The following is a 21,131-nucleotide window of genomic DNA, read 5'->3' as shown; positions in this document are numbered from 1 at the left end:
ATGCCGGGGCCTTGTCGCCAAGGGCATCCGTCTGCTACTACGTCGGGCGACAGATCGGCAGCGCTCGCCGCGTGATCCGGTCTGCCGGTTCCGCGGGAGGGTCGCATGCGTCACCACACCAGCTTCGCCATGCTCGGTGTCGCCCTGCTCGCTGCCACCGCCGCAGCGGCGTGCAGTACGACAACAGCAGGGCATGCTCAATCCCCCACCCGGTCGCCGAGCGCGTCCACGTCCCCCGCCTCGCCGACCCCCACCGCGACCGTGACATCGGCGCCGCAGAAGACGGTCACGGTCGTGGCCCGGCCGACGAACAAGCGGACCGTGACCAAGGTGGCCTCGGCGCCGGACGTACCGCATTCGCGTGGATCGATGTCGGCCCTGCTCGACGACTCCGATGTCGTTGACGACGCCGACTACTACACCGACGACGTCGACACCCTGTTCTTCGACGCACCCAGCCAGAACGTCGGGTGCTACCTGTACGGCGACGGCACGACTGCCTGCGCGATCCGCAAGTACAACTTCCCGCAGAACGGTCCGGACTGCGACGCCGGCATCGCCGCGACCATCGACGAGGACGGCAACCCGTCGCTCACCGACTGCTCGGGATACTTCCCGGTGGCCGCACGCGGCGCCGTGCTGCACTACGGCGCGGCGCTGGTCGACGGCGACGCCGCCTGCGTCAGCGAGTCGGCAGGCATCACCTGCCTGAACCGCGAGACGGATACCGGCTTCACCATCTCGAAGCAGGCGTTCTCCCCCGTCTACTGAGGCCAACGGCGGCGTGTGGCGACGTCGTTGTGGCACGTGCCCAGCCGGCTACCTGCACCGTCCACCGGTCCTAGAGGTTTGCCCGCACGAACGCGGGCAATCCTCTAGGACCGAGACCGGTCACCCATGCCTGAGTGCGCAGCACTGCGGTGCCGACGATCGAGAACGGGCGAACAGTAGGCGAGGCGCTAACGCACCGCGGCGAGCAGATCCGTCACCGAGTGGGTCATCGCGTCGCGAGCGTCAGTCAGGTAACCGCGCGGATCGACCGCCTGCCCATCCGCGCCCAGCGTCGCCCGGATCGCGGCGGTCATCCGCACGTTCACCGCGGTGCCGACGTTGATCTTCGCTATGCCGGCGGACACGGCCGAGCGAAGATCGTCGGCGGCAACCCCGGACGACCCGTGCAGCACGAGCGGGACGGGCACGCGCGCACGTAGCGCGTTGATCAGATCGACGTCCAGGCGGGCGGTGCGTTCGGTCATCGCGTGTGAGCTGCCGACGGCGACCGCGAGCGCGTCCACCCCGGTGCGCGTGACGAACTCGACCGCCTCATCCGGGTCGGTGCGCACCCCCGCCGCGTGGGCGCTCGCGGGCGCGTGTGGCTTTCCGCCCACGTAACCCAGTTCTGCCTCGACCAGGTACCCGTGCTCGTGTGCGCGGGCAGCGACGTCGCGGGTGCAGGAAAGGTTCTGCGCGTGCGGCAGCGCGCCTGCGTCGTACATCATCGAACTGAAGAGCCGCACCGTCGCCGGTTCGAGCGCGGCGGTCACCAGCTCGGGATCGGTGACGTGGTCCAGATGCAGTGCCACCGGCACCCGTGCCGCGTCGGCCGTCTCGAACATCGCGGTAGCGATCGGCAATAGCCGTCCCCGGTGATACCGGATCGCGTTCTCGCTCAGTTGCATGATCACCGCGGCATCGCATCGCTCGGCAGCAGCTGCGATCGCCTCGGCGTGCTCGAGCGTGATGACGTTGACCGCGAGGACGGCCTTGCGGTGGCCGACCGCGTCGGCGAGGAGTTCCCGCGTGGTCGTGACCGTCATCGCGCCGGCTCCAACTGATCGACCTCGACCAGCGGCCGCACGCGAGCGGCATAGTCGACATCGACGGCTCCGGCGTACGGCACGAGAACCGCGGCCGCGGACAACGCGACGCCCTCGCGCAATGCAGCCGGCAGCCAACCGGCGGGATCGTCGCGGACGGCGTCGCCGGCAAGGTGCAGGGCGATGCCGGCGACCAGCGCGTCACCGGCGCCGGTGGGATTACCGGTCAACTGTTCGGGTGGGCGGGCGGTCCAGACCCGCTCCGGTGTTGCGGCGAGCACCCCGACCGGGCCGAGCGACGCCACGACGACGGTGTCGAAGCGCCGCGCCAACGCCGTCGCGGCCCGTTCGGGATCGCCGTCGCCGGTGACCTCGGCCAGCTCGTCGCGATTGGGCGCGACCAGTGTGGGTGCGGCCGCCAGCGCGGCCAGCAGCGGCGGCCCGCTGGTATCGACCACGACCGAGCTCCCCGTGCCGCGACCGTCAGCGACCAGCGCCGTCAACGCGTCCGGCGCAACGTCGTTCGGCATGCTGCCGCTGACGACGAGCACATCTCGCGCGGTCAACGCCTCGACGGCGAGCGCAGCGAGCCGCGGCCACCCGGCACCGAGCGAGGCGTGCTCGGTGAGCACGCTGGCACTCCCGTCGTCCTCGACGACGGTCACCGTGCACCTGGTCGTCGGAGCCGCCGGGACGAGAGAATGCTCAATGCCTTCGGCCGCCAGGTCGGCGGCGAACTCGGTACCGGCCGGCCCCCCGACCGCCGCTACCACGAGCGCGCCCGACCCGGCCGAGTGAACGACGCGGGCGACGTTGACCGCCTTGCCGCCCGCTCGCCGGGTCACCGCGCGAACACGGGTGGTCGCCCCGCGCAGCAGCCGCTCGACCTGATAGGTGACGTCGACCGACGGGCTGGGGCACAGACAGCGGATCACGGCGCCACGATCAGTCACGGACGTCGAGCACGACCGAGCGGGTCAGCGAACGCGGATGGTCCGGGTCGAGACCACGACGCCGCGCCCGCACGACCGCCAGCCGGTGCGCCCGCACAAGATCCACCATCGGGTCCAGGTCATCCTCGACGAGCATCGCGCCGGTGCGGGCGACGTCCGCGACGATCCCCGGCACCGGGGCGCCGAACAGCCAGACGGCGCGGCCCGGCTGCGCGACGGCGATCGGCCCGTGCCGGTACTCCATCTGCGGATACGACTCGGTCCACAGTCGCGCCGCCTCGCGCATCTTCAGCGCCGCCTCCTGAGCGATCCCGAACGCGCCTCCCTGACCCAGGAAGGTGATCTGGTCGACGTCGACGGCCTCGGCCGGAACCGGGTTCGCGCCGTCGAGGACAGCCGACGCCTGCTCGGCGAGCGCGTCGACGTCCTCGCCGAGGGATGCGCGCAGCAATGCCAGTGCAGTCGTGGCGAACACGGTCTGTACCACCGACTGCTCGTCGGCGAAGTCCAGCACGATCGCCTCGTCGGCGACGCCCACGACGGGAGTGCCGGCGACGGCGGTGATACCGACCACCGGCGAGGAGATGCCGTCTATCGCCCGAATGACCTCCGTCGTGGTGCCCGACCGTGAAATGGCCACAACGACGTCGTAATCGCGGTCGGCCGGGAAGTCGCTGGCGGCGAACGCGTCGGTGAGTCCCAGCCCGGCGCTCTCGCGGATCGCGGCGTAGGCCTGCGCCATGAACCACGACGTGCCGCAGCCGATGGCCGCCACGCGCGCGCCCGGGCGCGGCAACACCGCTGCTTCGCGCCCGACCAGCTTCGCCGCGGCCCGCCACGACTCCGGCTGCCGGTCGATCTCGGCGGCGACGAACGGCCGCCCCGGCGGCGCAGTGGCCCCGTCGGCGGACTGCCGCAGGTCGGTGGTGTCCGTGCTCATCGCGTCCTCGTCGGTCGTCTCTGCTGGGTGGTCGGGCGGGCTCAGGCGTGCACGGCGCGCCGCGCGGGGCCGGGCGCTGCGGCGTCGATGTCGGCCGCGGTGGGCTGACCGGCAGTTCCACCGAGCCCGGCCACCACGCGCGACGCGGCGAAAACGCTGCGCCGCAGGGCCGTGTCGATGTCCCGGCCGTCGAGCCAGGCGTCGAGAAACACCGCGGCGAAGGTGTCACCCGCGCCGGTGCTGTCGACCACATGGCAGGGCACGGCTGCGACGGCCAGCACCGAACCGTCCGGCGCGGCGGCCAACGCGCCGTTGCCACCATCGGTCATCACGACCAACGGGCCGGCGGCGGCCAACGCCGCAGCTGCAGCGCGCGGTTCGGCCACGCCCGCGATTGCCGACGCCTCGGTCGCGTTGGGCAGGAACAGATCGACGTGTTCCAACACCGCGTCCACGCCGCGGTAGCGGTCGGCGGGATCGGCGTTCGTGTCCAACGAGGTCGTCCAGCCGGCGGCCCGGGCCTGCGCGAGCAGTGCGGGCCACTCGTCGACGAGTTGAGGTTGCAGGAACAGCGACGCGACGTGCAGATGACCGGGCGCCGTCGACGCCAGCGCACGCGCCACGTCGTCCGTGGTCAACGTCGGTATTGCCCCCGGCAACGTCAGGATGGCCCGGTCGTCGGACCGGGAGAGGATTACCGACAGGCCGGTGGGCAGGTCGGCTGCGTAGTGCAGCAGATCGACACCGACCCCGGCCGCCTGCAGCTGCTCTCGCACGAAGCTGCCGTAGGCGTCGTCGCCGATCGCGGCGAGCAACGTCACCGGGCGGCCGAGGCGCGCCAGCCCGTGCGCGGTGATTCCGGCCGACCCGGCGAGCACCAACGTCGCGTCGGTGAGCAGTTGCTCGTGCTGGCGAAAGCGCGGCACGACATCGCCGCGCAGCAGTAGGTCCGGGTTCGCGTCACCGACAACCAGCACTGCCCGCCGGTCCTGCTCGGCCGTCGGCTGGGTGGGGGTCACCGGCACATCTTGACGCCCGCGAACCTGTTCTGTCCATGACCAAGCAGCAATTCTGCACGATATTGCTCGATTGACAGCGACTCTGCCATGCTGCCGAGGTGTCCGACCCGTCAGCTTGCGCCATCACACGTATCTGCTTCATCGGGGCGGGCTCGGCGGAGTTCACCCGCCAGCTCGTGCGCGACCTGTTGCTGATGCCCGACCTCGGCGAGCTGCACCTCGTGATGCACGACGTCGACGAGACCCGCCTCGAGCTCGCGCGCGGCATCGCGGAACTCGCCGGCCGCCACTACCGACGCCCGGTGACGGTCACCGCCGAACGCGAGCGTCGGGCGGCGCTCACCGACGCCCAGTTCGTGATCAATACCGTGAACATCGGCGGACACGCGGCCACCGTCACCGACCTCGAGCTGCCGGCGCGCTACGGCGTCCGGCAGACCATCGGCGACACGCTCGGCGTGGGCGGGATCTTCCGGGGCCTGCGCACCTTCGGGTTCCTGGATGCGCTTGCCGCGGACATGGAGCAGGTGTGCCCCGACGCCTGGTTGCTGAACTACACCAACCCGATGGCCATGAATGTGCAGTACCTCGCCGCCACCCACCCGCGACTCAAGGTGCTCGGGCTGTGCCATTCGGTGTACTGGACGGTGCACGACCTCTGCGCACTCGTCGGCGTCCCGATGGAGCAGACGACGTTCTTCAGCTTCGGGGTGAACCACCAGGCGTGGCTGCTGCGTTGGGAACAGGACGGGCGGGATCTCTATCCGCTGCTCGACGAACGGATCGCCGCGGACGATCAGCTGCGGCGTCGGGTGCGTGTCGACATGTACCGCCGACTCGGCTTCTACCCGACCGAGACCAGTGAGCACTCGAGCGAGTACGTGCCGTGGTACCTGCACCTGGACGAGGAGATCGCGCGGCTACGCATCCCGGTCAACGACTACCTGCAGATCAGCGCCGCCAACGTGCGCGAGACCGAGCGGCTGGTGCCGCGAGTGGCCGCCGGGCGATACGACGAGCCCGACGAGGAAGCGGCCGAGTACGCGCCGCAGGTCGTGCACAGCCTGGTGACCGGCGCGCCGCGCAACATCCAGGTCAACGTGGCCAATGACGGCCTGAGCCCTGATTTTCCGGCGGGTGCGGGCATCGAGGTGCCCTGCCTGCTCGGCTCCGACGGCGTGCGGCCGCGATCCGTCCCGGCCCTGCCGAGCCAATGCGCCGCACTGAACCGGCAGTTCCTGGCGGTCGTCGAGCTGACCGTGCGCGCGGCGGTGGAAGGGCGGCCGGAGCTCGTCCGACACGCGCTGATGGCCGACCCCAACACCGCCGCAACGGTCTCGCTCGACACGATCTGGGCACTCGCCGACGCGATGGTCGAGGCACACGGCGCGCTGCTCGCCGAGCCGCTGCGTCAGCGCCTTCAGCCCTGAACGTCGAGCACCGGTTCGGCCACGGCGAGGTGCACGCGCACTCCCAGTCTCTCGAGCTCGCGGACCGCGCCCGGCTCGGCGCTCGCGTCCGTGACCAGGTCCGTCACGGCCGAGGCGTCGGCGATCCGCGCAAAGCCGCGTTTGCCGATCTTGCTCGCGTCGGCCACGACGACGATCCGCTCGGCTATTCGCACCAGAGTCCGGTTCGTCTGCGCCTCCACCTCGTGATGGGTGGTCAGTCCGGCACTCCCGCTGATGCCGTCGACGCCGATCACGGCGACATCGAGATTGAGGTTGGACAGCGTCATCTCGGCCAGCGGCCCGACCAGCTCGTAGGACTCGGTGCGCGCGCTGCCTCCGCAGACGACGAGTTCGATGTTCGAGCGCACGGCGAGTTCGGAGGCAATGTTCAGCGCATTGGTCACCACGCGCAGTCCCGGCCGGCCGGCCAGCACGCGAGCCACTTCGGTCGTGGTGGACCCCCCGTTCAGACCGACCGACGCGACGTCCGCACCGATCAGCGCGACAGCGGTGTGGGCGATGGCCCGTTTGGCCTCGTGGTGATGACCGCCGCGGTAGCGCATCGGCAGTTCGTAGAGCACTCCGGACGCGACCGCGCCGCCGTGGGTTCGGGTGAGCAGCTTCTGTTCCTCGAGCAGCCGGAGGTCTCGACGCACCGACGCCTCGGACACCGCCAGCCGCTGCGCCAGCTCGGCCACGCCGACCGACGAGTGCTGATTGAGCTCCTGAAGAATTCGCCCGAGCCGGTCTTGCTGCCGCATAGCGCGCACGATACGCGCACGAAACATAAGCGTTCACGCAATCGAGCAGCTTTGCAGCGCAATTCGCGCAATCGGCCTTGACCGGCCCCCAGACTCGTGCAACTCTGCTCAGAACTCGCGCTTGATTCTGATCGAATCGAGGCGCACGACCCGGCGGGCCGGTCCGAGGCGAGGAGCCGTAGATGACCTTCCAGACTGCGACACGTTCCGGGGTGCGCCCGTCGGATCGGGTGCGGCGAGCCAGCCGCAGCCGGCGGGCAGGCCTCGCCCTGATGGTCGTCGCGCTTGCCGGGAGCGCTGCGGCCTGCAGCTCCAGCGGGTCCGGTAGCGACGGTGGCAGCACTGCGATCACCGTGTCACACGGCTACACGCTCGTCGAAGGCAAGGAGATCCAGGCGCTGGCGCAGCAGTGGAACCGCGCGAACCCGAAGTCCAAGGTCACGCTGAGCTTCAACGGCGGCAATGACTCCGCATTGCAGAAAACCGTCGCGGGATTCACCGCGGGCAACTACCCCGACGTTGCCTACGAGTACGGCTCGTCGGCGGCCCAACTGTCCAGGCAGCCGAAGCTTGTCGACATGACCAGCACGGTGCATGCGCCGAGCTTCGACTGGAACGACTTCTATCCGTCCGAGCGCGAGGCGGCCACCGTCAACGGCAAGGTCGTCGGCATCCCCGCACTCGTCGACAATCTGAGCCTGGTCTACAACAAGAAGCTGTTCGCCGACGCGCACGTCGCGCCGCCCAACGCTTCGTGGACCTGGCAGGACTTCCGCAACGCCGCCCGCCAACTGACCGACCGGTCCGCGCGCCAGTACGGCTGGGCCTACGTCAACGACGGCAGCGAGGACACCGTGTGGCGCTACCTCGCGATGCTCTGGCAGGCCGGCGGCGAGCTGCTGACGAAGGACAACAAGAAGCCGGCCTTCGATTCCCCGGCCGGCAAGGCGGCGTTGCAGCAACTGCACGACATGGCGGTGACCGACAAGTCGGTGTACCTGGACAACGGCAGCGACAACTACCTCAACCTCTTCAACAGCAACAAGATTGCGATGTTGTGGACCGGTCCGTGGGACCTCGCCACCATCAACAAGAACGTGCAGTACGGGGTCACGCTGCTGCCCGGTTACAACGGCAACCACGAGACGATCTCGGGCCCTGACCTGTGGATGTCGTTCGACCACTCCAACGGACGCACGGCGACCGCCAGGAAGTTCATCGCCTGGCTCACCTCAGCCAAGATCGGGTTGCAGTTCTCGATCGCCACGGGCGACCTTCCGTTGCGCAAGTCGTCGACGACATTGCCGGCGTACAAGACGTTCGTCGCCAAGTACCCGTCGGAACAGGTGTTCGTGCAGAACCTGAACAACGTCAAGCACGTCCGGCCGAACATTCACGCATACGCCCAGGTCTCGACCGCCGTCGGACAGATGGTGCAGTCGGTACTGCTCGGGCAACGCTCGCCCGCGCAGGCACTCAAGCAGGGCAGCGCACAGGTCGCCGGCGCCCTCGCGGGTTCGTGACCGTCGGGCAGAAGGACACGCGGGCGGCGAAGTCGGCCCGACCCCGCACGATCCTGCCGCGGCCCGCGCCGGCTGCGCAGGCCCGGCCCCGGCCCCAACCCCGCGGCGGGCGTAAGAGCAGGCGCGATGCGCTGTCCGGCTGGGCGATGGTGAGCCCGAGCGTCCTGCTCATCGGCGTGTTCGGGCTGGCGCCGGTGGTGTGGTCGTTCGTCCTGTCCTTTCAGCACAACGACCTGCAGACCCCCGGGGTGTGGGCCGGGACGGCCAACTACCGGCAACTCGTGCACGACCCGGTGTTCCTGGCAGCGGTGCGGCAGACCCTGATCTACACGGCGTTGTTCGTCCCGATCACGCTGCTGCTCTCGCTGCTCGCCGCAGGCGCACTCAACCGGCGGGTGCGCGGTATCACCGGATACCGGCTGGCGGTGTTCATCCCGGTCGTCACCTCGACGATCGCCACCGGCGTGATCTTCAGCTGGTTGATGGACCCCGACTTCGGCCTCATCAACGCCGGGTTGCGCAAGGTAGGACTGCCGACGCTGGGCTTCTTCTCCGCACCGAACCAGGCCCTGTACTCCGTGGTCGCCATGACGGTCTGGGGCTGGGTCGGGTTCGGCACCCTCATCCTGCTCGCGGGCTTGCAGGGCATCCCCCGTGACCTCATCGAGGCCGCGCAGATCGACGGCTGCTCCAAGACCGGCACCTTCTGGCGGATCCAGGTGCCACTGCTGCGGCCGGTGCTCGGCTTCCTGCTGGTCTGGCTCACGATCAATGCACTGCAACTGTTCGACGAGGTGTACGCGACGACCAAGGGCGGCCCGTTGCACGCCACCACCGTCGTCGTCTACTACCTGTACCAGCAAGCGTTCCAGTACTTCCACGCCGGATATGCCGCGGCGATCGCCGTTGCGCTGTTCGTGGTGATCGCCGTGGTCACCGCGATCCAGCTCCGGCTCGCGCGCGACCCGGTGGCAGGTGACCGGTCGTGACCACCGTGCAGGAGTCCGCCGCGATCGCGTCGACGGCCGGGCCGGACGAGGTGGAGCCACCTCGTCGGCGGCGCAGGTTCCCGATCCCGTCGGCCTGGCACCTGGTGCTCATCCCGGTCGCCTTGGTGATGATCTTCCCGTTGGTCTGGATGCTGATCACCAGTCTCTCGACGCTGTCCGAAGCGCGGCACTTCCCGCCGGAGCTGCCCGCCGGCTTGCACTGGCACAATTTTGTCGAGGCGTGGACGCAGTCACCATTCGCCCGCTGGCTGGTGAACAGCAGCATCGTGTCGGTCACTTGCGTGATCACCAACCTGGTGTTCTGCAGCATGGCGGGCTACGCGTTCGCGCGGTTGCGGTTCCCGGGCAACCGCATCGTCTTCTTCCTCATCCTGGCCACCTTGATGGTGCCGTTCCAGGTGTTGATGATCCCGACCCTGCTGATCGTCAAGCACCTGGGGCTGGTGAACACGCTGCCCGCATTGACGATGCCGAACCTGGTGCTGCCGTTCGGCATCTACCTACTGCGTCAATTCTTCCTGACCCTGCCGGTGGAACTCGAGGAAGCGGCCCTGCTCGACGGCGCGAGCCGCGCGCGGATCCTGCGCAGCATTCTGTTGCCACTTATGGGGCCGCCGCTCAGCACGGTGGCGGTGCTGACCTTCCTGCAGGTGTGGAACGACTTCCTGTGGCCGCTGGTCGTGACGTCGTCGCCGAACGTCATGACCATCCAGCTCGGCCTGGCCACCTTCCAGAGTTCGCACTTCGTCAACTGGCCGGTGCTGATGGCCGGCACGCTTATGAGTCAGCTGCCGGTGATCGTGTTGTTCATCATCGCGCAGCGCTTCTTCGTTCAGTCCATCGCGAGCACCGGGATCAAGTGATGTCCTTCCGCAGCCGACGTCCTGTCCACCTCGCCACCGCCGTGGCGGTAGCACTGGCAACCGCCGCCGCGAGCGCGCCCGCGCACGCCGCAGCCAGATCGACACACCGGCATCGCGTCATCGTGGCGGTCCACGGCTCCGACCACGCGGCCGGCACCGTCGGGCACCCGATGCGCACCGTGCACGCGGCGCTGGCGCGCTTGCACGGCGGAGGGAGCGTCGAGCTGCGCGGCGGTACCTATCACCGGCGTATCACGCTGGCGCACGTGCGCGACGTGACCCTGCGGCCCTATCGGCACGAGCATGTGGTGCTGTCCGGCGCCGGCCTGCATGCACCGAAGGGCTTCAGCGCGATGGTGCAGATCCGCGACAGCCGCAACGTCACCGTGCGCGGCCTCGACGTGACGGCATATCGGACCAAGCGGCGCGGCGTCGTGCCGATCGGCATCTACGTACACGGGCACGACCACGGCGTGCGCATCGCCGGCAACCACGTCCACGACCTCGGCAACGACAACGGAACGCTGGGCAGCTTCGACATCAACGCGCACGGCATCGCCGTGTACGGCGACGACCCGGACGCAGCGGTCAGCGGGCTGCACATCGTCGACAACACCGTCGACCGGCTGCACCTGGGTGCGAGCGAGACGGTCGTCGTCAACGGCAACGTCGACGGCTGGGACATCGCCCGTAACCACATCTTCGACGACAACAACATCGGCATCGACGCTATCGGCTTCGAGCCGACGCTGGGCGGCAAGAATCGCTACACGCAACGCAACCGAGCCCGGAACGGACACATCACCCGCAACGTCGTCTCCGGCATCAAGTCGCGGGGCAACCCGGCCTACTGGGAGGGCGACGGGTGGTGCAACTGCGCCGACGGCATCTACGTCGACGGTGGCACGCACATCGACATCCGCGACAACAAGGTGAGCACCAGCGACATCGGCATCGAGGTCGCGGCGGAGAACCCGCGTGGCGCGGCCGATCACGTTCGGGTGCTGCACAACCGCATCCGCGGCAGCCTGTACGTCGGCCTGACCACAGGTGGCTACTGCAACGGGGCGGACGCCTGCGGCGGAGTCAACACCGGTAAGTCCTTCGACAACCTGTTCGCCGACAACGACCTGCGCGACGACAACGGCCTCAACGACGGCTCGCCCGAACTGCTGGTGCAGTACTACGCGTCGCGCGACGTCTTCGAGCACAACACGATCACGGCGACCAACACGGGCGGCGTCGTCTACGGCACCGTGCCGGACGCCCAGGCGTACACCGGTCCCGACGCCAACCGCAGCGACCACAACGCGTTCGCGGTCGCGAAGGGGCACGCCGTCCAGTTCGGCTGGAACGGGCACGTCTACGGCAGCTTCGCCGCCTACCGGCAGGCAACCCATCAGGACGCACACTCGCGACTCGTTTTCCGGGCGTAGCGCGAGGACGAACCCAGGGCCGGGCGCCGTTGTGTGGCGACGCTGCGGGGCGACGTCGTGTGGCGACGTCGTGTGGCGACGTTGTGTGGCGACGTTGTGTGGCGACGTTGTGGGGCGACACGCCGCCGAAGCGCCCGCAGCGTCGCCACGCGCGGCGCGACGCGGCACGTGCCCAGCCGGCTGCCTGCACCGTCCACCGGTCCTAGAGGATTGCCCGCACGGACGCGGGCAATCCTCTAGGACCGAGACCGGTCACCAATCCTCGACGGCGCAGCACGGCCGGGCGCAGCGTCTGTGCACCCACAGCAGGGCGACACGCCGCAATCAACCTGCGACGGGCGCCCACGCCACACGCGGCGTGTCGCAGCGCGTCACTGGGCAGCACGAAGCGCGATCCCTACAGTGCGGATCAGTATCCGCGTGAAGGGGGCCCGGCCATGGCAACCGAGACAACGAGGCGCGCGGCAGGGTCGCTGCACAACGACGCCATCGGTCTGCGCGAGGTGTTGTTCCAGAGCGTCACGGACATGGCACCGGCCGCCGCGGTCGCCGCCTCGATCCCCGCGGGCGCGGCGTTCGCCGGTGGCGCGCTGCCGTTGTCCGTGCTGGTAGCACTCGTGGCCTGCCTGCTGAGCGCGTTCTGCATCGGCGAGCTGGCGCGGCACATCCCCGCCGCCGGGTCGCTCGGCACCTACGTCGCACGCGGGCTGCACCAGTCGCTGGGTTTCCTGGTCGCCTGGGCATACGTCGCGATCGGTGTGCTCATCCCGCCGCTCGTGCTGCTGCAACTCGGCTTCACCACCGCCTCGACGATCCACGGCGAGTGGTCGGCGTACCCCGCCGGTCTGTGGTGGCCGTGGACGATCGTCGGCGCTCTCATCGTCGTCGCGGCCGGCCTGTTCGGCGTGCGCGCATCCGCTGTCTTCGGCACCATCCTCGGCCTGTTCGAGGTGCTCGTCCTCGTCGTGCTCGGCGTGCTGCTCATCGTGCACGCCGGACACGCCAACACGATCAAGGTGTTCGGCACGTCGTACGCGCCGTCCGCACACGCCGGTTGGGGCGGCGTCATCGGCGGGTCGGTGTTCACCATCCTCGCCTTCGGCGGCTTCGAAGGGGCGACGCCGTTGGCCGAAGAAGCCCGCGATCCGCGGCGCACGATCCGCCGCGCGGTGATCGGCGCAGTGCTCGTCGTCGGGATCTTCTACGTCTTCACCACGTACGCGATCGACGTCGCCTTCGGCCCGGGCAAGTTCGCCACCTTCACGTCGTCCGGCGCCGCGTCATGGGAGGGCGTGGCGCGCACGCTGTACGGCTTCTTCTGGTGGTTCGTGTTCGCCGCCATCGTCAACTCGACGATCGCCAACTCCAACGCCGGCGTGAACGTCGCCAGCCGCACCGCGTTCGCGATGGGCCGCATCGGCGCGTTCCCGCACGGCTTCGCGCGCGTCAGCACCCGGCATCGCGCGCCCTACATCGGCATCCTCGCCACCGGCATCGTCACCATCGCCGTCTCGCTCTGGCTGGGCTTCCAGTACAACCCGACGGTTGCGTTCTCGATCGTCGGCACCGCACTGGTGATCATGCTGGTGTCGATCTACATCGTGTGCAATGCCGCCTGCATCGGCTACTTCTTGCGCAACCGCAGCGCCGGGTTCAATCCGTTCTCGCACGTGCTGATCCCGCTGCTCGGCATCGCCGCGTTCGTCCCCGCCTGGCTGTCCGCGGTCGGCGTCAATCCGTTCGGCTGGTCGTTCATCTCACCGCTGGCCGCGCCGTTGTCGTACGCGATCCGCGGCGTCGGGGTGTGGATGGTGCTCGGCGTCATTTACCTCGTCGTGCTCTACGTCCGTGCGCCGCGTCGAGTCGCCGACGTGGCGCGCATCCACCTCGACGAGGAGCCGCTGCCCACCGCGGAGGCGGCTACGGTCACCTCATGAGCGATCCCGTCGTCCACACCTTCCGACCGGAGCCGAGCGACTACGTGTGGACGTTCGGCGGGGCCGCGCCGATGGCGCGCATCGCGCCCGGCACGATTCTCGAGCTGTTCACCGAGGACTGCTTCGCGGGACGCGTGCGCGGCGTCGACGATCTGGTCTCCGAGGTGTGCGACTTCCCCTACCTGAACCCGCAGACCGGGCCGTTCTACGTCGAGGGCGCGGAGCCGGGCGACACGCTCGCCGTCCACTTCGTCTCGCTGCAGCCGGCGCGTGACTGGGCCGCATCGACGACGGTGCCGCTGTTCGGCGCGCTGACCTCGACGCACCTGACCGCGACCCTGCAGGATCCGTTGCCGGAGGTCGTCTGGATCTGGCAGCTCGACCGCGATCGTGGAACGTGCCGCTTCGAGGCGCGCTTCGGCGACTTCCAGGTCGATCTGCCGATGTCGCCGATGCACGGCACCGTCGGCGTGGCGCCGGCCAACCTCGAGGTCCGCTCGGCGCTGGTCCCCGATGCGCACGGCGGCAACCTGGACACGCCGGAGATGCGCGCCGGTGTCACCTGCTACCTCGGCGTCAACGTCGAGGGCGCCATGCTCTCGATCGGCGACGGCCACGCGCGGCAGGGCGAGGGCGAGACGTGCGGCGTCGCCGCCGAGTGCGCGATGGACACCGTCCTCGTCGTCGACTTGATCAAGGGCACGCCGTGCCCGTGGCCGCGGCTCGAGTCGGACACACACCTCATCAGCACCGGCTCGACGCGCCCGCTCGAGGACGCGTTCCGCATCGCGCAGACCGACCTCGTGCAGTGGCTGGCCGCAGAGTACGGGCTGCACACGCTCGACGCGTACCAATTCGTGTCGCAGGCCGTCGAGGCGCCGCTCGCGAACGTGGTCGACACCAATTACACGTCGGTGGCGAAGATCGCGAAACAGTTCCTGCCGGGCACGCCGGCGATGGGCGACACGCACGCCCGGCTCGTCGAGACCGCACGCCGCTACCGCAGCTGACGCGCCGGCAAAGGTTCAGGTCCCGGTGCGCCGTGCCACGACCGCGAACAGCGGATCGCCGCGGTACCGCTCGGTCGGCGTGCGCCGGGATATCTCAGCCGACCCGAATCCGCCGGCCTGCCGGAGGTAGTCGGCGACGAGTTCGCACCGGCCACGATCGTCGGTCGTCAGCCACGCCCGCACTGCCTTCGTCGGGAAACACCGGTTCGAGAACGTGATGACGACCGGGGCACCCGGCCGCAGGACCCGCCGGACCTCGGCAAGCACCTGCACCGGCCGGACGAGGTAGTCGATGGAGACGCAGCACAGCACGGCGTCGAACGATGCGTCGGCGAACGGCAGCACGGTGTCGGCGTTGAGGTCGTGCACCACCCGCTCGGTGGCCATCGGATTGGCGGCGAGCTCGGCGGCGTTCATCCCGAGAACGACCAGCTCCGACGGCGCGGCCTGCAGATGCGAGACCCAGGAGGACATCAGGTCCAGCACGCGTCTGGGCCGTGCGTCGGACCCGTCGACGCCGAGTTCCGCGTAGAGCCGGCCTACTGCAGTGATGGCGCCGTCGTCGATGTGCGTGACGAAGCGCGGGTACTGGTAGAACATCTCGTCCGGGCTCGGATCGTCGCGTTCGAACGCGTCTACGTCCTGGCCCCTCTCATTGCTCACTCCACAGAGTCTCCCCAGGACTGTCGCGTGAGCATCCGCGCGCCATTGGGTATCGCGCTACGTATTGACCCGCACCTTGGCTCTTGCCGGTTCGGAGCCCTACGAAAGGTACGTCTCATGCTCGGTCTCATCATCAGCCTGATCGTCATCGGCCTCATCGCCGGCGCGCTGGCCCGCCTGCTCGTCCCGGGCAAGCAGGACATCGGCATCCCGATGACCATCCTCATCGGCATCATCGGCTCGTTCGTCGGTGGCTTCCTGGGCTACCTGATCTTCCACAAGGACAAGCAGGACGGGTTCTTCCAGCCGGCCGGCATCGTCGGGTCGGTCATCGGCGCCATCATCGTTTTGCTCATCTACATGCGGGTGAGCGGGCGCACTGCGGTTCGCCGCTGACTCGCTCGCCCCGGCACGTTCGGGGTACGACCTCGCCATGAACCCCTTTGCGGACGACGTCGGCATCACTGGCCTGACGTCGGGTGACGGCGAGGCCCGGGCGAATCTCGAGGCGCAGGATCGGCACCTCAACCCGGCCGGCGCGGTGCACGGCGGTGTCATGGCCACCCTCGTCGACGTCGCGATGGGCGCCGCGGTGCGCACCATGATCGGCGACGACGACGCCGCGGCTACCACGCAGCTGACGTTGGCGTATCTGCGTCCGGGCAAGCCGGGCATGCTCACCGTGCACGCGCACGTAGGGAAGCAGGGCGAGCACATCCTGGTGTGCGCCGCGCAGGTGGAGCAGGACGGCAAGCAACTGATCGAGGCGCTCGCCACCTTCGCGATCACCACTCACTGACGGCGGCGAGTCGTCAGGCGCGCGACGAACCACCGGCGCTTGCAGCGCGTGCTTGGACGACCTCGGGCGTCGCGCCCTCCACCACGTCGATGAGGGTGCGGAGCTGCTCGGCGATCCGCCGGCCCAGATCGGTCAGCGAGTACTCGACGCGCGGCGGGATGGCGCTGAGGACGTCGCGGGTCACGAGCCCGTCGTTCTCGAGTCTTTGCAGCGACTTCGACAACATCTTCTCGCTGACGCCGTCAACGCGCCGGCGCAGTGCGTTGAACCGGAAACTGCCGTCGGCGAGAGCCAGCAGCGCGAGCGTCCCCCACTTGCTGACGACGTGCTCCATCACCGACCGCGACGGGCAGTTGCGGTCGAAGACGTCCGCGCAGAGGTCGTCTGCGGACGCGACGTTGCTGCGAGTGCGACGCGCGGTCTTCGTAGCCACACGCTCATCCTACTGCACTGGTCACAAGACAGGCACTGTGCAATAGTTAGTGCCACCCAAGAGCAACTGGAGTGCAGATGTACGCAATCACCGGCGCGAGCGGCAAGCTCGGCCAACTGACGATCAATGCGCTGCTCGACCGCGGCGTACAGGCCTCCGACATCGTCGCGATCGTCCGTACGCCCGCGAAGGTCGAGGATCTCGCCACGCGGGGTGTGGCGGTCCGCGCAGCCGACTACGACGACGCGGACTCCTGGCCGGCCGCCCTGGCCGATGTGGACACGCTGCTGCTGATCTCGGGCAGCGAGAACGGTCAGCGCGTCCCGCAGCACACGACCGTGATCGACGCCGCGAAGACCGCCGGCGTACAGCGCATCGCGTACACCAGCATCCTCAAGGCAGACACCTCGACGAGCACGCTGGCAGCCGAGCACCTCGCCACCGAGAAACTGATCGACGCGTCCGGCCTGCAGTACACGATCCTGCGCAACAGCTGGTACCTCGAGAACTACCTGGACCAGGCCGAGAACTACATCGCGCAAGGTGCACTCGTCAGCGCCGCGGGCGATACCCCGTTCACCGCCGCCACCCGCGCCGACTACGCCGCTGCCGCGGCCGCGGCACTGGTCGACGACGGCGAGGCGAACGCGATCCTCGAGCTCGGCGGAGACAAGATCACCGTCGCCGAGATGGCCGCCGCCGTGTCGCAGGCGAGCGGCCAGGACGTCGAGTACCGGCCGGTCACTCCCGACGAGCTGCGCGAGATTCTCACGAGCGGCGGCGTTCCACCGACCTACGTCGATCTTGTCGTCGACATCGACCGGATCATCGCCGCCGGCGAGCTCGACACGGACAGCACCGATCTCGCCCGGCTGGTCGGCCGCCCGCTGACGACGCTCGCCGAGGCAGCGAAGGCGATGCTGTCGCGACGCTGATCGCCGGCTTGAGTCCGCGTCCTAGCGTGGGGTCATGACCTCGCAGACCTCCGCGCAGCAGCCGATCGACTCACCGTTCGGCGCGACCAGCACCGCGTCCGACGTGCTCGACGGCATCGACCTGTCCGGCCGGCTCGTGCTGATGACCGGCGGGTACTCCGGCATCGGGCTGGAGGCCACCCGCGCGTTGGCCGCCGCCGGCGCGCACGTCGTCGTCCCCGCGCGTCGCCCGGACGTCGCGCGCGAGGCAGTGGCCGACATCGACGACGTCGAGGTCGACACGCTGGAGCTCGCGGACCAGGCCTCGATCGCGGACTTCGCCGACCGCTTCCTCGCCTCCGGCCGCGACATCGATCTCGTGATCAACAGCGCGGCCGTCATGGCGAACGACTACACGACGGTCGGGCCGGGGTGGGAGTCGCAGTTCGGCATCAACCACCTCGGCCACTACGCGCTGGTCAACCGGCTGTGGCCGGCGATCGCGCGCGGACGCGGGCGCGTGGTCGCGGTCAGCTCGGCCGGCCACCGCCGCAACGGGATCGTCTGGGACGACATCGACTCGGCGCGCAGCTACGACAAGTGGCGCGCCTACGCGCAGGCGAAGACGGCCAACGCGCTGTTCGCGCTCGAGCTGGACGACCTCGCGCGGGCGGCCGGCGTCCAGGCGTTCTCCGTGCACCCCGGCGGGATCATGACACCGCTGCAGCGACACCTCCCGCGCGAGGAACTCATCGCGCGCGGGTGGATCGACGCCGACGGCAACGTCACCGACCCCAGCCTGAAGTCGCCGGAGCAGGGCGCCGCCACCATGGTGTGGGCCGCGACGTCGCCGTTGCTCGCCGACCTCGGCGGCATCTACTGCGAGGACTGCAACGTCGCCGAGATCATCTCCGATGATCAGACCGATGCCGCGCACGGCGTGCGCGAGTGGGCCGTAGACCCCGAGCAGGCGCGCCGACTGTGGGCGCTGTCCGCCGAGCGCACCGGCGTCGACGCCTTCGCCGCGAGTTCCTAGGCTCGCCGCCGGCTCAGGCGCGCGCGGCGGTGACGACGCTCGCCTGCTGGCGGCGCACCGCGTCGAGGTGGTCGCCGGTCCAGATCATCCGGATCGCGGTGGGCGTGCCGGAGCCGTCGGCGCGGCGCAGGTCGCGGTCGACCGTGGTGACGAGCCGCCCGTCGGCCGCGGCGTCGTGCGGCAGCGGGTCGGGCACCGGGCCGCCGCGGACGAGCGCCGCGGCGAACTCCTGGTACCACGCGGTCATCAACGCCGCAGCCGCCTCCAGCTCCGCGCGGGCCGCCCCACGGTCGCCGACCGGCGCGTCCTTGCAGTCCCACATCTCGAGCACGGCGTCGGCCGCGAGCCGCGGCGCGATCGTGCCGGTCACGAGCGTGGTCGCCTCGGCCAGCGCGAGTCGCTTGGTGCCCTGCTCGGCGAGGTACTCGCGGAACGCGTCGTCGAGCCGGCGCGACGCGGCCGCCGCACGTTGGCTCTCGGCCCGCGGCGGCAGGACCGACCCGGCGCCCTCGCAACGCGCTGTCCCGAACGCGACGGCGCGCTGCAGGTAGGACGCGCTGTCGGTGTACGCCTCGGCCAGCGCGCGCCGCAGCGCGGCACTGGCGCCGCGCGGCCAGAAGAGCGCCCCGACGACCGCGCTCACCGCACAGCCGATCGCGATGTCCTCGATGCGCGCGAAGCCCAGCCGGTAGCCGACCGGCGCAATGATGTTGAACAGGATGAACAGCACGAGCGTGAACGCCGCCTGCCCGGCGGCGAAGGAGATCGCGGCCGGCGCGAGCCCGGCCAGCACGATGCACAACGGCAAGAGGATCCACAGCACCGCCCGGTCGGTACCGACCGCGGACACCAGCAGGCCGCCGGCGACGATGCCGATCACCGTTCCGGCGAGGCCGCGCAGGACGTTCTGACCCGTCGACAACGCGTTGGACCGCAGCACCGACAGCGTGCCGAGCACGATCCAGAACGAATGCTGCAGCGCGGACAGGTCGGCGACGAGCACCGCGGCCCCGAGGCCTATCCCGCCCCGCAGGCTGTTGTGCAGCCATACCGAGTGGACGTCGAGGTGCGCGAGGGCGCGTTCGCGGGCGGCGGCGAGCGCGCCGGGTACGCCGTCGGGCTCCTGGCCGAGCAACCGCTGCCAGGCGTTGCGGCGCTCGGCCGCGGCCGTGCCGAGGATGTTGTTCGCGACCGCCGTGACAGCGAAGGTCAGCTCTTGGGCCCGGAACGTCGGGTCGAGCCCGCTCAGCAGCGCGGCCTCGCCGTCGGCCGACCTCGTCGGCAGCGCCATCGTCGCCGCCGCCTCCATCTCGTGCAGCCGGTCCTGCAACGACGCGACGCTGCGCGCCAACGGGTCCGGGTCGACGTGCCGCGTGTCGGCGAGCAGGTCGGCACCGAGGTCGAGGACGTCGGCAACGGCCAGCTTGACCGCGTGGACCTCCCGGTGCCGACCCTGTGCCGATAGACCCTGCGCCCCCCGACGCTGCGGCACCGACGAGTCGAGGACGCCGACGAGCCAGTCCAGCTCGTCCACGAGCCGCACCACCGTGCGCGCCGCCGTCGTCAGCCCGGTGGGTCGGTTGGGTGTGGCGTAGAAGGCGGTGCGCAGGCCGGCGGTCGCGTCGCGCGCACGCGCGGCTGCTGCGTTGCGTTGCTCTTCGTCCAACCCGTCCTCGCCGAGGACGAACGCGACGTCGGTCCGCATGCGCGTCGCGAGCAACCGACAGGCATCGACTGCCGGCGCGCGCAGTGGGCTGCGCGCGGGCGCCGGCCACAGCAGACCCACCGCGAGCAACGCGCCGGCGCTCGCCAGCCCCCAGCCGGCGAGCCGGTCCGGCAATTGGGTGATCGGCACGGGCGTCGTGACGGGCAGGACGAAACCGACCAGCAGCGCGGTCGACGCCGACGCCAGCACCGAGCTGATCACGCCGGCGAACAGCACGAGGGAACCGACCGCGGTCATCACGACGGCCGCCAGCCAGGGCGTCTGTGAGACGAGCGTTGCCAGGCAGATCAGCACCGCGCCGGAGCCTGCGAGCCAGGCCACGGCCGACAGCCGCTCGACCAGGCTGCCGCTGAAGTCGGCGAGCAGCAGCAACGCGAACGACCCGAACGCGGCGAAGGTGGCCAGCGTGCTGTTGTGCAGCACCTCGAAGCCGTACGCGAACAGCGTCGGCATGACGATCGCGGTGCGGGCCGCGCGGCGCAGCGCCCACAGGCCCGCGTCGTGCGCGCGCAGCCACCGGATCGGATGCACGCGCTGACGCTAACGGACCTTCGCGGTCAGCCCCACCTCTGCTGATCAGTGCGCTGCGCGGCTGTACCTCGGTGCCGAAAACATGTCGTTGCAGAACGGTCCAACCGGCAATTTGGGCTCCGACCCGGCGAATCCGGGCAAAAAGTCCGAACAGGCCACTTCCCCCCGTATGCCCGCGGGCGTAGCGTCCGGCTCGGCCGTGATCTCGGCCAGAACCCCGGTGGGAGTGCGTCTGTGAGCAGAAGCGTGCGTGGTAACGGTCGAATCGGATTCGGACGGGGGCACGCACGCAGCGTCGCTCTGGTCGCG

At 69.7% G+C, this 21,131-nt stretch carries 20 protein-coding genes; 12 read left to right on the top strand and 8 right to left on the bottom strand.

The features are described from left to right. Positions 1-105: 105 nt before the first annotated feature. Positions 106-771, top strand: coding sequence for a hypothetical protein (locus ACFFCN_RS08725; RefSeq protein WP_375490755.1), 666 nt, complete (start codon positions 106-108; stop codon positions 769-771). A 188-nt stretch (positions 772-959) separates the two neighbouring features. On the opposite strand, the gene ACFFCN_RS08720 is transcribed toward ACFFCN_RS08725, so the two are convergent. The 4 genes from ACFFCN_RS08720 to ACFFCN_RS08705 are packed head-to-tail and all read right to left on the bottom strand — an operon-like array spanning position 960 to position 4,729. Beyond that, complete coding sequence (locus ACFFCN_RS08720; protein ID WP_375490754.1) at positions 960-1,817, bottom strand: class II fructose-bisphosphate aldolase; 858 nt, start codon at positions 1,815-1,817, stop codon at positions 960-962. Next, positions 1,814-2,752, bottom strand: a complete 939-nt coding sequence (locus ACFFCN_RS08715; protein ID WP_375490753.1) for a 1-phosphofructokinase family hexose kinase — start codon at positions 2,750-2,752, stop codon at positions 1,814-1,816. Before ACFFCN_RS08715 ends, ACFFCN_RS08720 begins: the two co-directional genes overlap by 4 nt. A 10-nt stretch (positions 2,753-2,762) precedes the next feature. Next, entirely contained in the window at positions 2,763-3,710 is a 948-nt protein-coding gene (locus tag ACFFCN_RS08710) for an SIS domain-containing protein (RefSeq protein WP_375490752.1), read from the bottom strand. A gap of 41 nt (positions 3,711-3,751) precedes the next feature. Next, positions 3,752-4,729, bottom strand: coding sequence for a carbohydrate kinase family protein (locus tag ACFFCN_RS08705; protein WP_375490751.1), 978 nt, complete (start codon positions 4,727-4,729; stop codon positions 3,752-3,754). Positions 4,730-4,851: 122 nt separating this feature from the next. On the opposite strand from ACFFCN_RS08705, the gene melA reads away from it, so the two are divergent. After that, entirely contained in the window at positions 4,852-6,159 is a 1,308-nt protein-coding gene (melA, locus tag ACFFCN_RS08700) for an alpha-galactosidase (RefSeq protein WP_375490762.1), read from the top strand. Here melA and ACFFCN_RS08695 read toward each other — a convergent pair. Further along, entirely contained in the window at positions 6,150-6,941 is a 792-nt protein-coding gene (locus ACFFCN_RS08695) for a DeoR/GlpR family DNA-binding transcription regulator (protein ID WP_375490750.1), read from the bottom strand. The two genes, melA and ACFFCN_RS08695, sit on opposite strands and share 10 nt — an antisense overlap. Positions 6,942-7,123: 182 nt before the next feature. On the opposite strand from ACFFCN_RS08695, the gene ACFFCN_RS08690 reads away from it, so the two are divergent. The 6 genes from ACFFCN_RS08690 (at position 7,124) to ACFFCN_RS08665 (ending at position 14,720) form a co-directional block, all read left to right on the top strand. Continuing rightward, positions 7,124-8,464: an ABC transporter substrate-binding protein gene (locus ACFFCN_RS08690; protein ID WP_375490749.1), complete on the top strand. Its 1,341-nt coding sequence runs from the start codon at positions 7,124-7,126 to the stop codon at positions 8,462-8,464. Then, the gene (locus ACFFCN_RS08685) at positions 8,461-9,453 is read left to right on the top strand and encodes a carbohydrate ABC transporter permease (protein ID WP_375490748.1); all 993 of its coding nucleotides are present in this window, start codon (positions 8,461-8,463) and stop codon (positions 9,451-9,453) included. Before ACFFCN_RS08690 ends, ACFFCN_RS08685 begins: the two co-directional genes overlap by 4 nt. Next, positions 9,450-10,337 carry a carbohydrate ABC transporter permease gene (locus ACFFCN_RS08680; protein WP_375490747.1) on the top strand — a complete coding sequence of 296 codons (888 nt, stop codon included), beginning with the start codon at positions 9,450-9,452 and terminating at the stop codon, positions 10,335-10,337. The genes ACFFCN_RS08685 and ACFFCN_RS08680 overlap by 4 nt, the downstream gene beginning before the upstream one ends. 122 nt (positions 10,338-10,459) lie before the next feature. Beyond that, positions 10,460-11,773: a hypothetical protein gene (locus ACFFCN_RS08675; protein WP_375490746.1), complete on the top strand. Its 1,314-nt coding sequence runs from the start codon at positions 10,460-10,462 to the stop codon at positions 11,771-11,773. Between the two features lie 437 nt (positions 11,774-12,210). After that, positions 12,211-13,710: an APC family permease gene (locus ACFFCN_RS08670; RefSeq protein ID WP_375490745.1), complete on the top strand. Its 1,500-nt coding sequence runs from the start codon at positions 12,211-12,213 to the stop codon at positions 13,708-13,710. Next, positions 13,707-14,720: an acetamidase/formamidase family protein gene (locus tag ACFFCN_RS08665; RefSeq protein ID WP_375490744.1), complete on the top strand. Its 1,014-nt coding sequence runs from the start codon at positions 13,707-13,709 to the stop codon at positions 14,718-14,720. The genes ACFFCN_RS08670 and ACFFCN_RS08665 overlap by 4 nt, the downstream gene beginning before the upstream one ends. 15 nt (positions 14,721-14,735) lie before the next feature. On the opposite strand, the gene ACFFCN_RS08660 is transcribed toward ACFFCN_RS08665, so the two are convergent. Next, the gene (locus ACFFCN_RS08660; protein WP_375490761.1) at positions 14,736-15,320 is read right to left on the bottom strand and encodes a class I SAM-dependent methyltransferase; all 585 of its coding nucleotides are present in this window, start codon (positions 15,318-15,320) and stop codon (positions 14,736-14,738) included. A 180-nt stretch (positions 15,321-15,500) separates the two neighbouring features. On the opposite strand from ACFFCN_RS08660, the gene ACFFCN_RS08655 reads away from it, so the two are divergent. After that, positions 15,501-15,779, top strand: coding sequence for a GlsB/YeaQ/YmgE family stress response membrane protein (locus ACFFCN_RS08655; protein ID WP_375490743.1), 279 nt, complete (start codon positions 15,501-15,503; stop codon positions 15,777-15,779). A 37-nt stretch (positions 15,780-15,816) separates the two neighbouring features. Continuing rightward, positions 15,817-16,182: a PaaI family thioesterase gene (locus ACFFCN_RS08650; protein WP_375490742.1), complete on the top strand. Its 366-nt coding sequence runs from the start codon at positions 15,817-15,819 to the stop codon at positions 16,180-16,182. Positions 16,183-16,195: 13 nt separating this feature from the next. Here the strand turns inward: ACFFCN_RS08650 and ACFFCN_RS08645 are convergent, their stop codons facing one another. After that, a complete protein-coding gene (locus ACFFCN_RS08645) occupies positions 16,196-16,615 on the bottom strand; it encodes a winged helix-turn-helix transcriptional regulator (protein WP_375490741.1) in 420 nt (139 codons plus the stop codon). A gap of 77 nt (positions 16,616-16,692) precedes the next feature. On the opposite strand from ACFFCN_RS08645, the gene ACFFCN_RS08640 reads away from it, so the two are divergent. Both ACFFCN_RS08640 and ACFFCN_RS08635 read left to right on the top strand, forming a co-directional pair. After that, a complete protein-coding gene (locus tag ACFFCN_RS08640; protein ID WP_375490740.1) occupies positions 16,693-17,550 on the top strand; it encodes an SDR family oxidoreductase in 858 nt (285 codons plus the stop codon). Between the two features lie 34 nt (positions 17,551-17,584). Continuing rightward, positions 17,585-18,565: an SDR family NAD(P)-dependent oxidoreductase gene (locus ACFFCN_RS08635; RefSeq protein ID WP_375490739.1), complete on the top strand. Its 981-nt coding sequence runs from the start codon at positions 17,585-17,587 to the stop codon at positions 18,563-18,565. Between the two features lie 13 nt (positions 18,566-18,578). Here the strand turns inward: ACFFCN_RS08635 and ACFFCN_RS08630 are convergent, their stop codons facing one another. Next, on the bottom strand, positions 18,579-20,822 hold the full coding sequence (locus tag ACFFCN_RS08630; RefSeq protein WP_375490738.1) for an FUSC family protein: 2,244 nt from the start codon (positions 20,820-20,822) through the stop codon (positions 18,579-18,581). Positions 20,823-21,131 lie beyond the last annotated feature (309 nt).

It is taken from the genome of uncultured Jatrophihabitans sp. (genome assembly GCF_964246335.1).
GTDB lineage: Bacteria > Actinomycetota > Actinomycetes > Mycobacteriales > Jatrophihabitantaceae > Jatrophihabitans.
The sequence above is the reverse complement of the archived record's forward strand: the minus strand, read 5'-3'. Positions and strand labels throughout refer to the sequence as shown.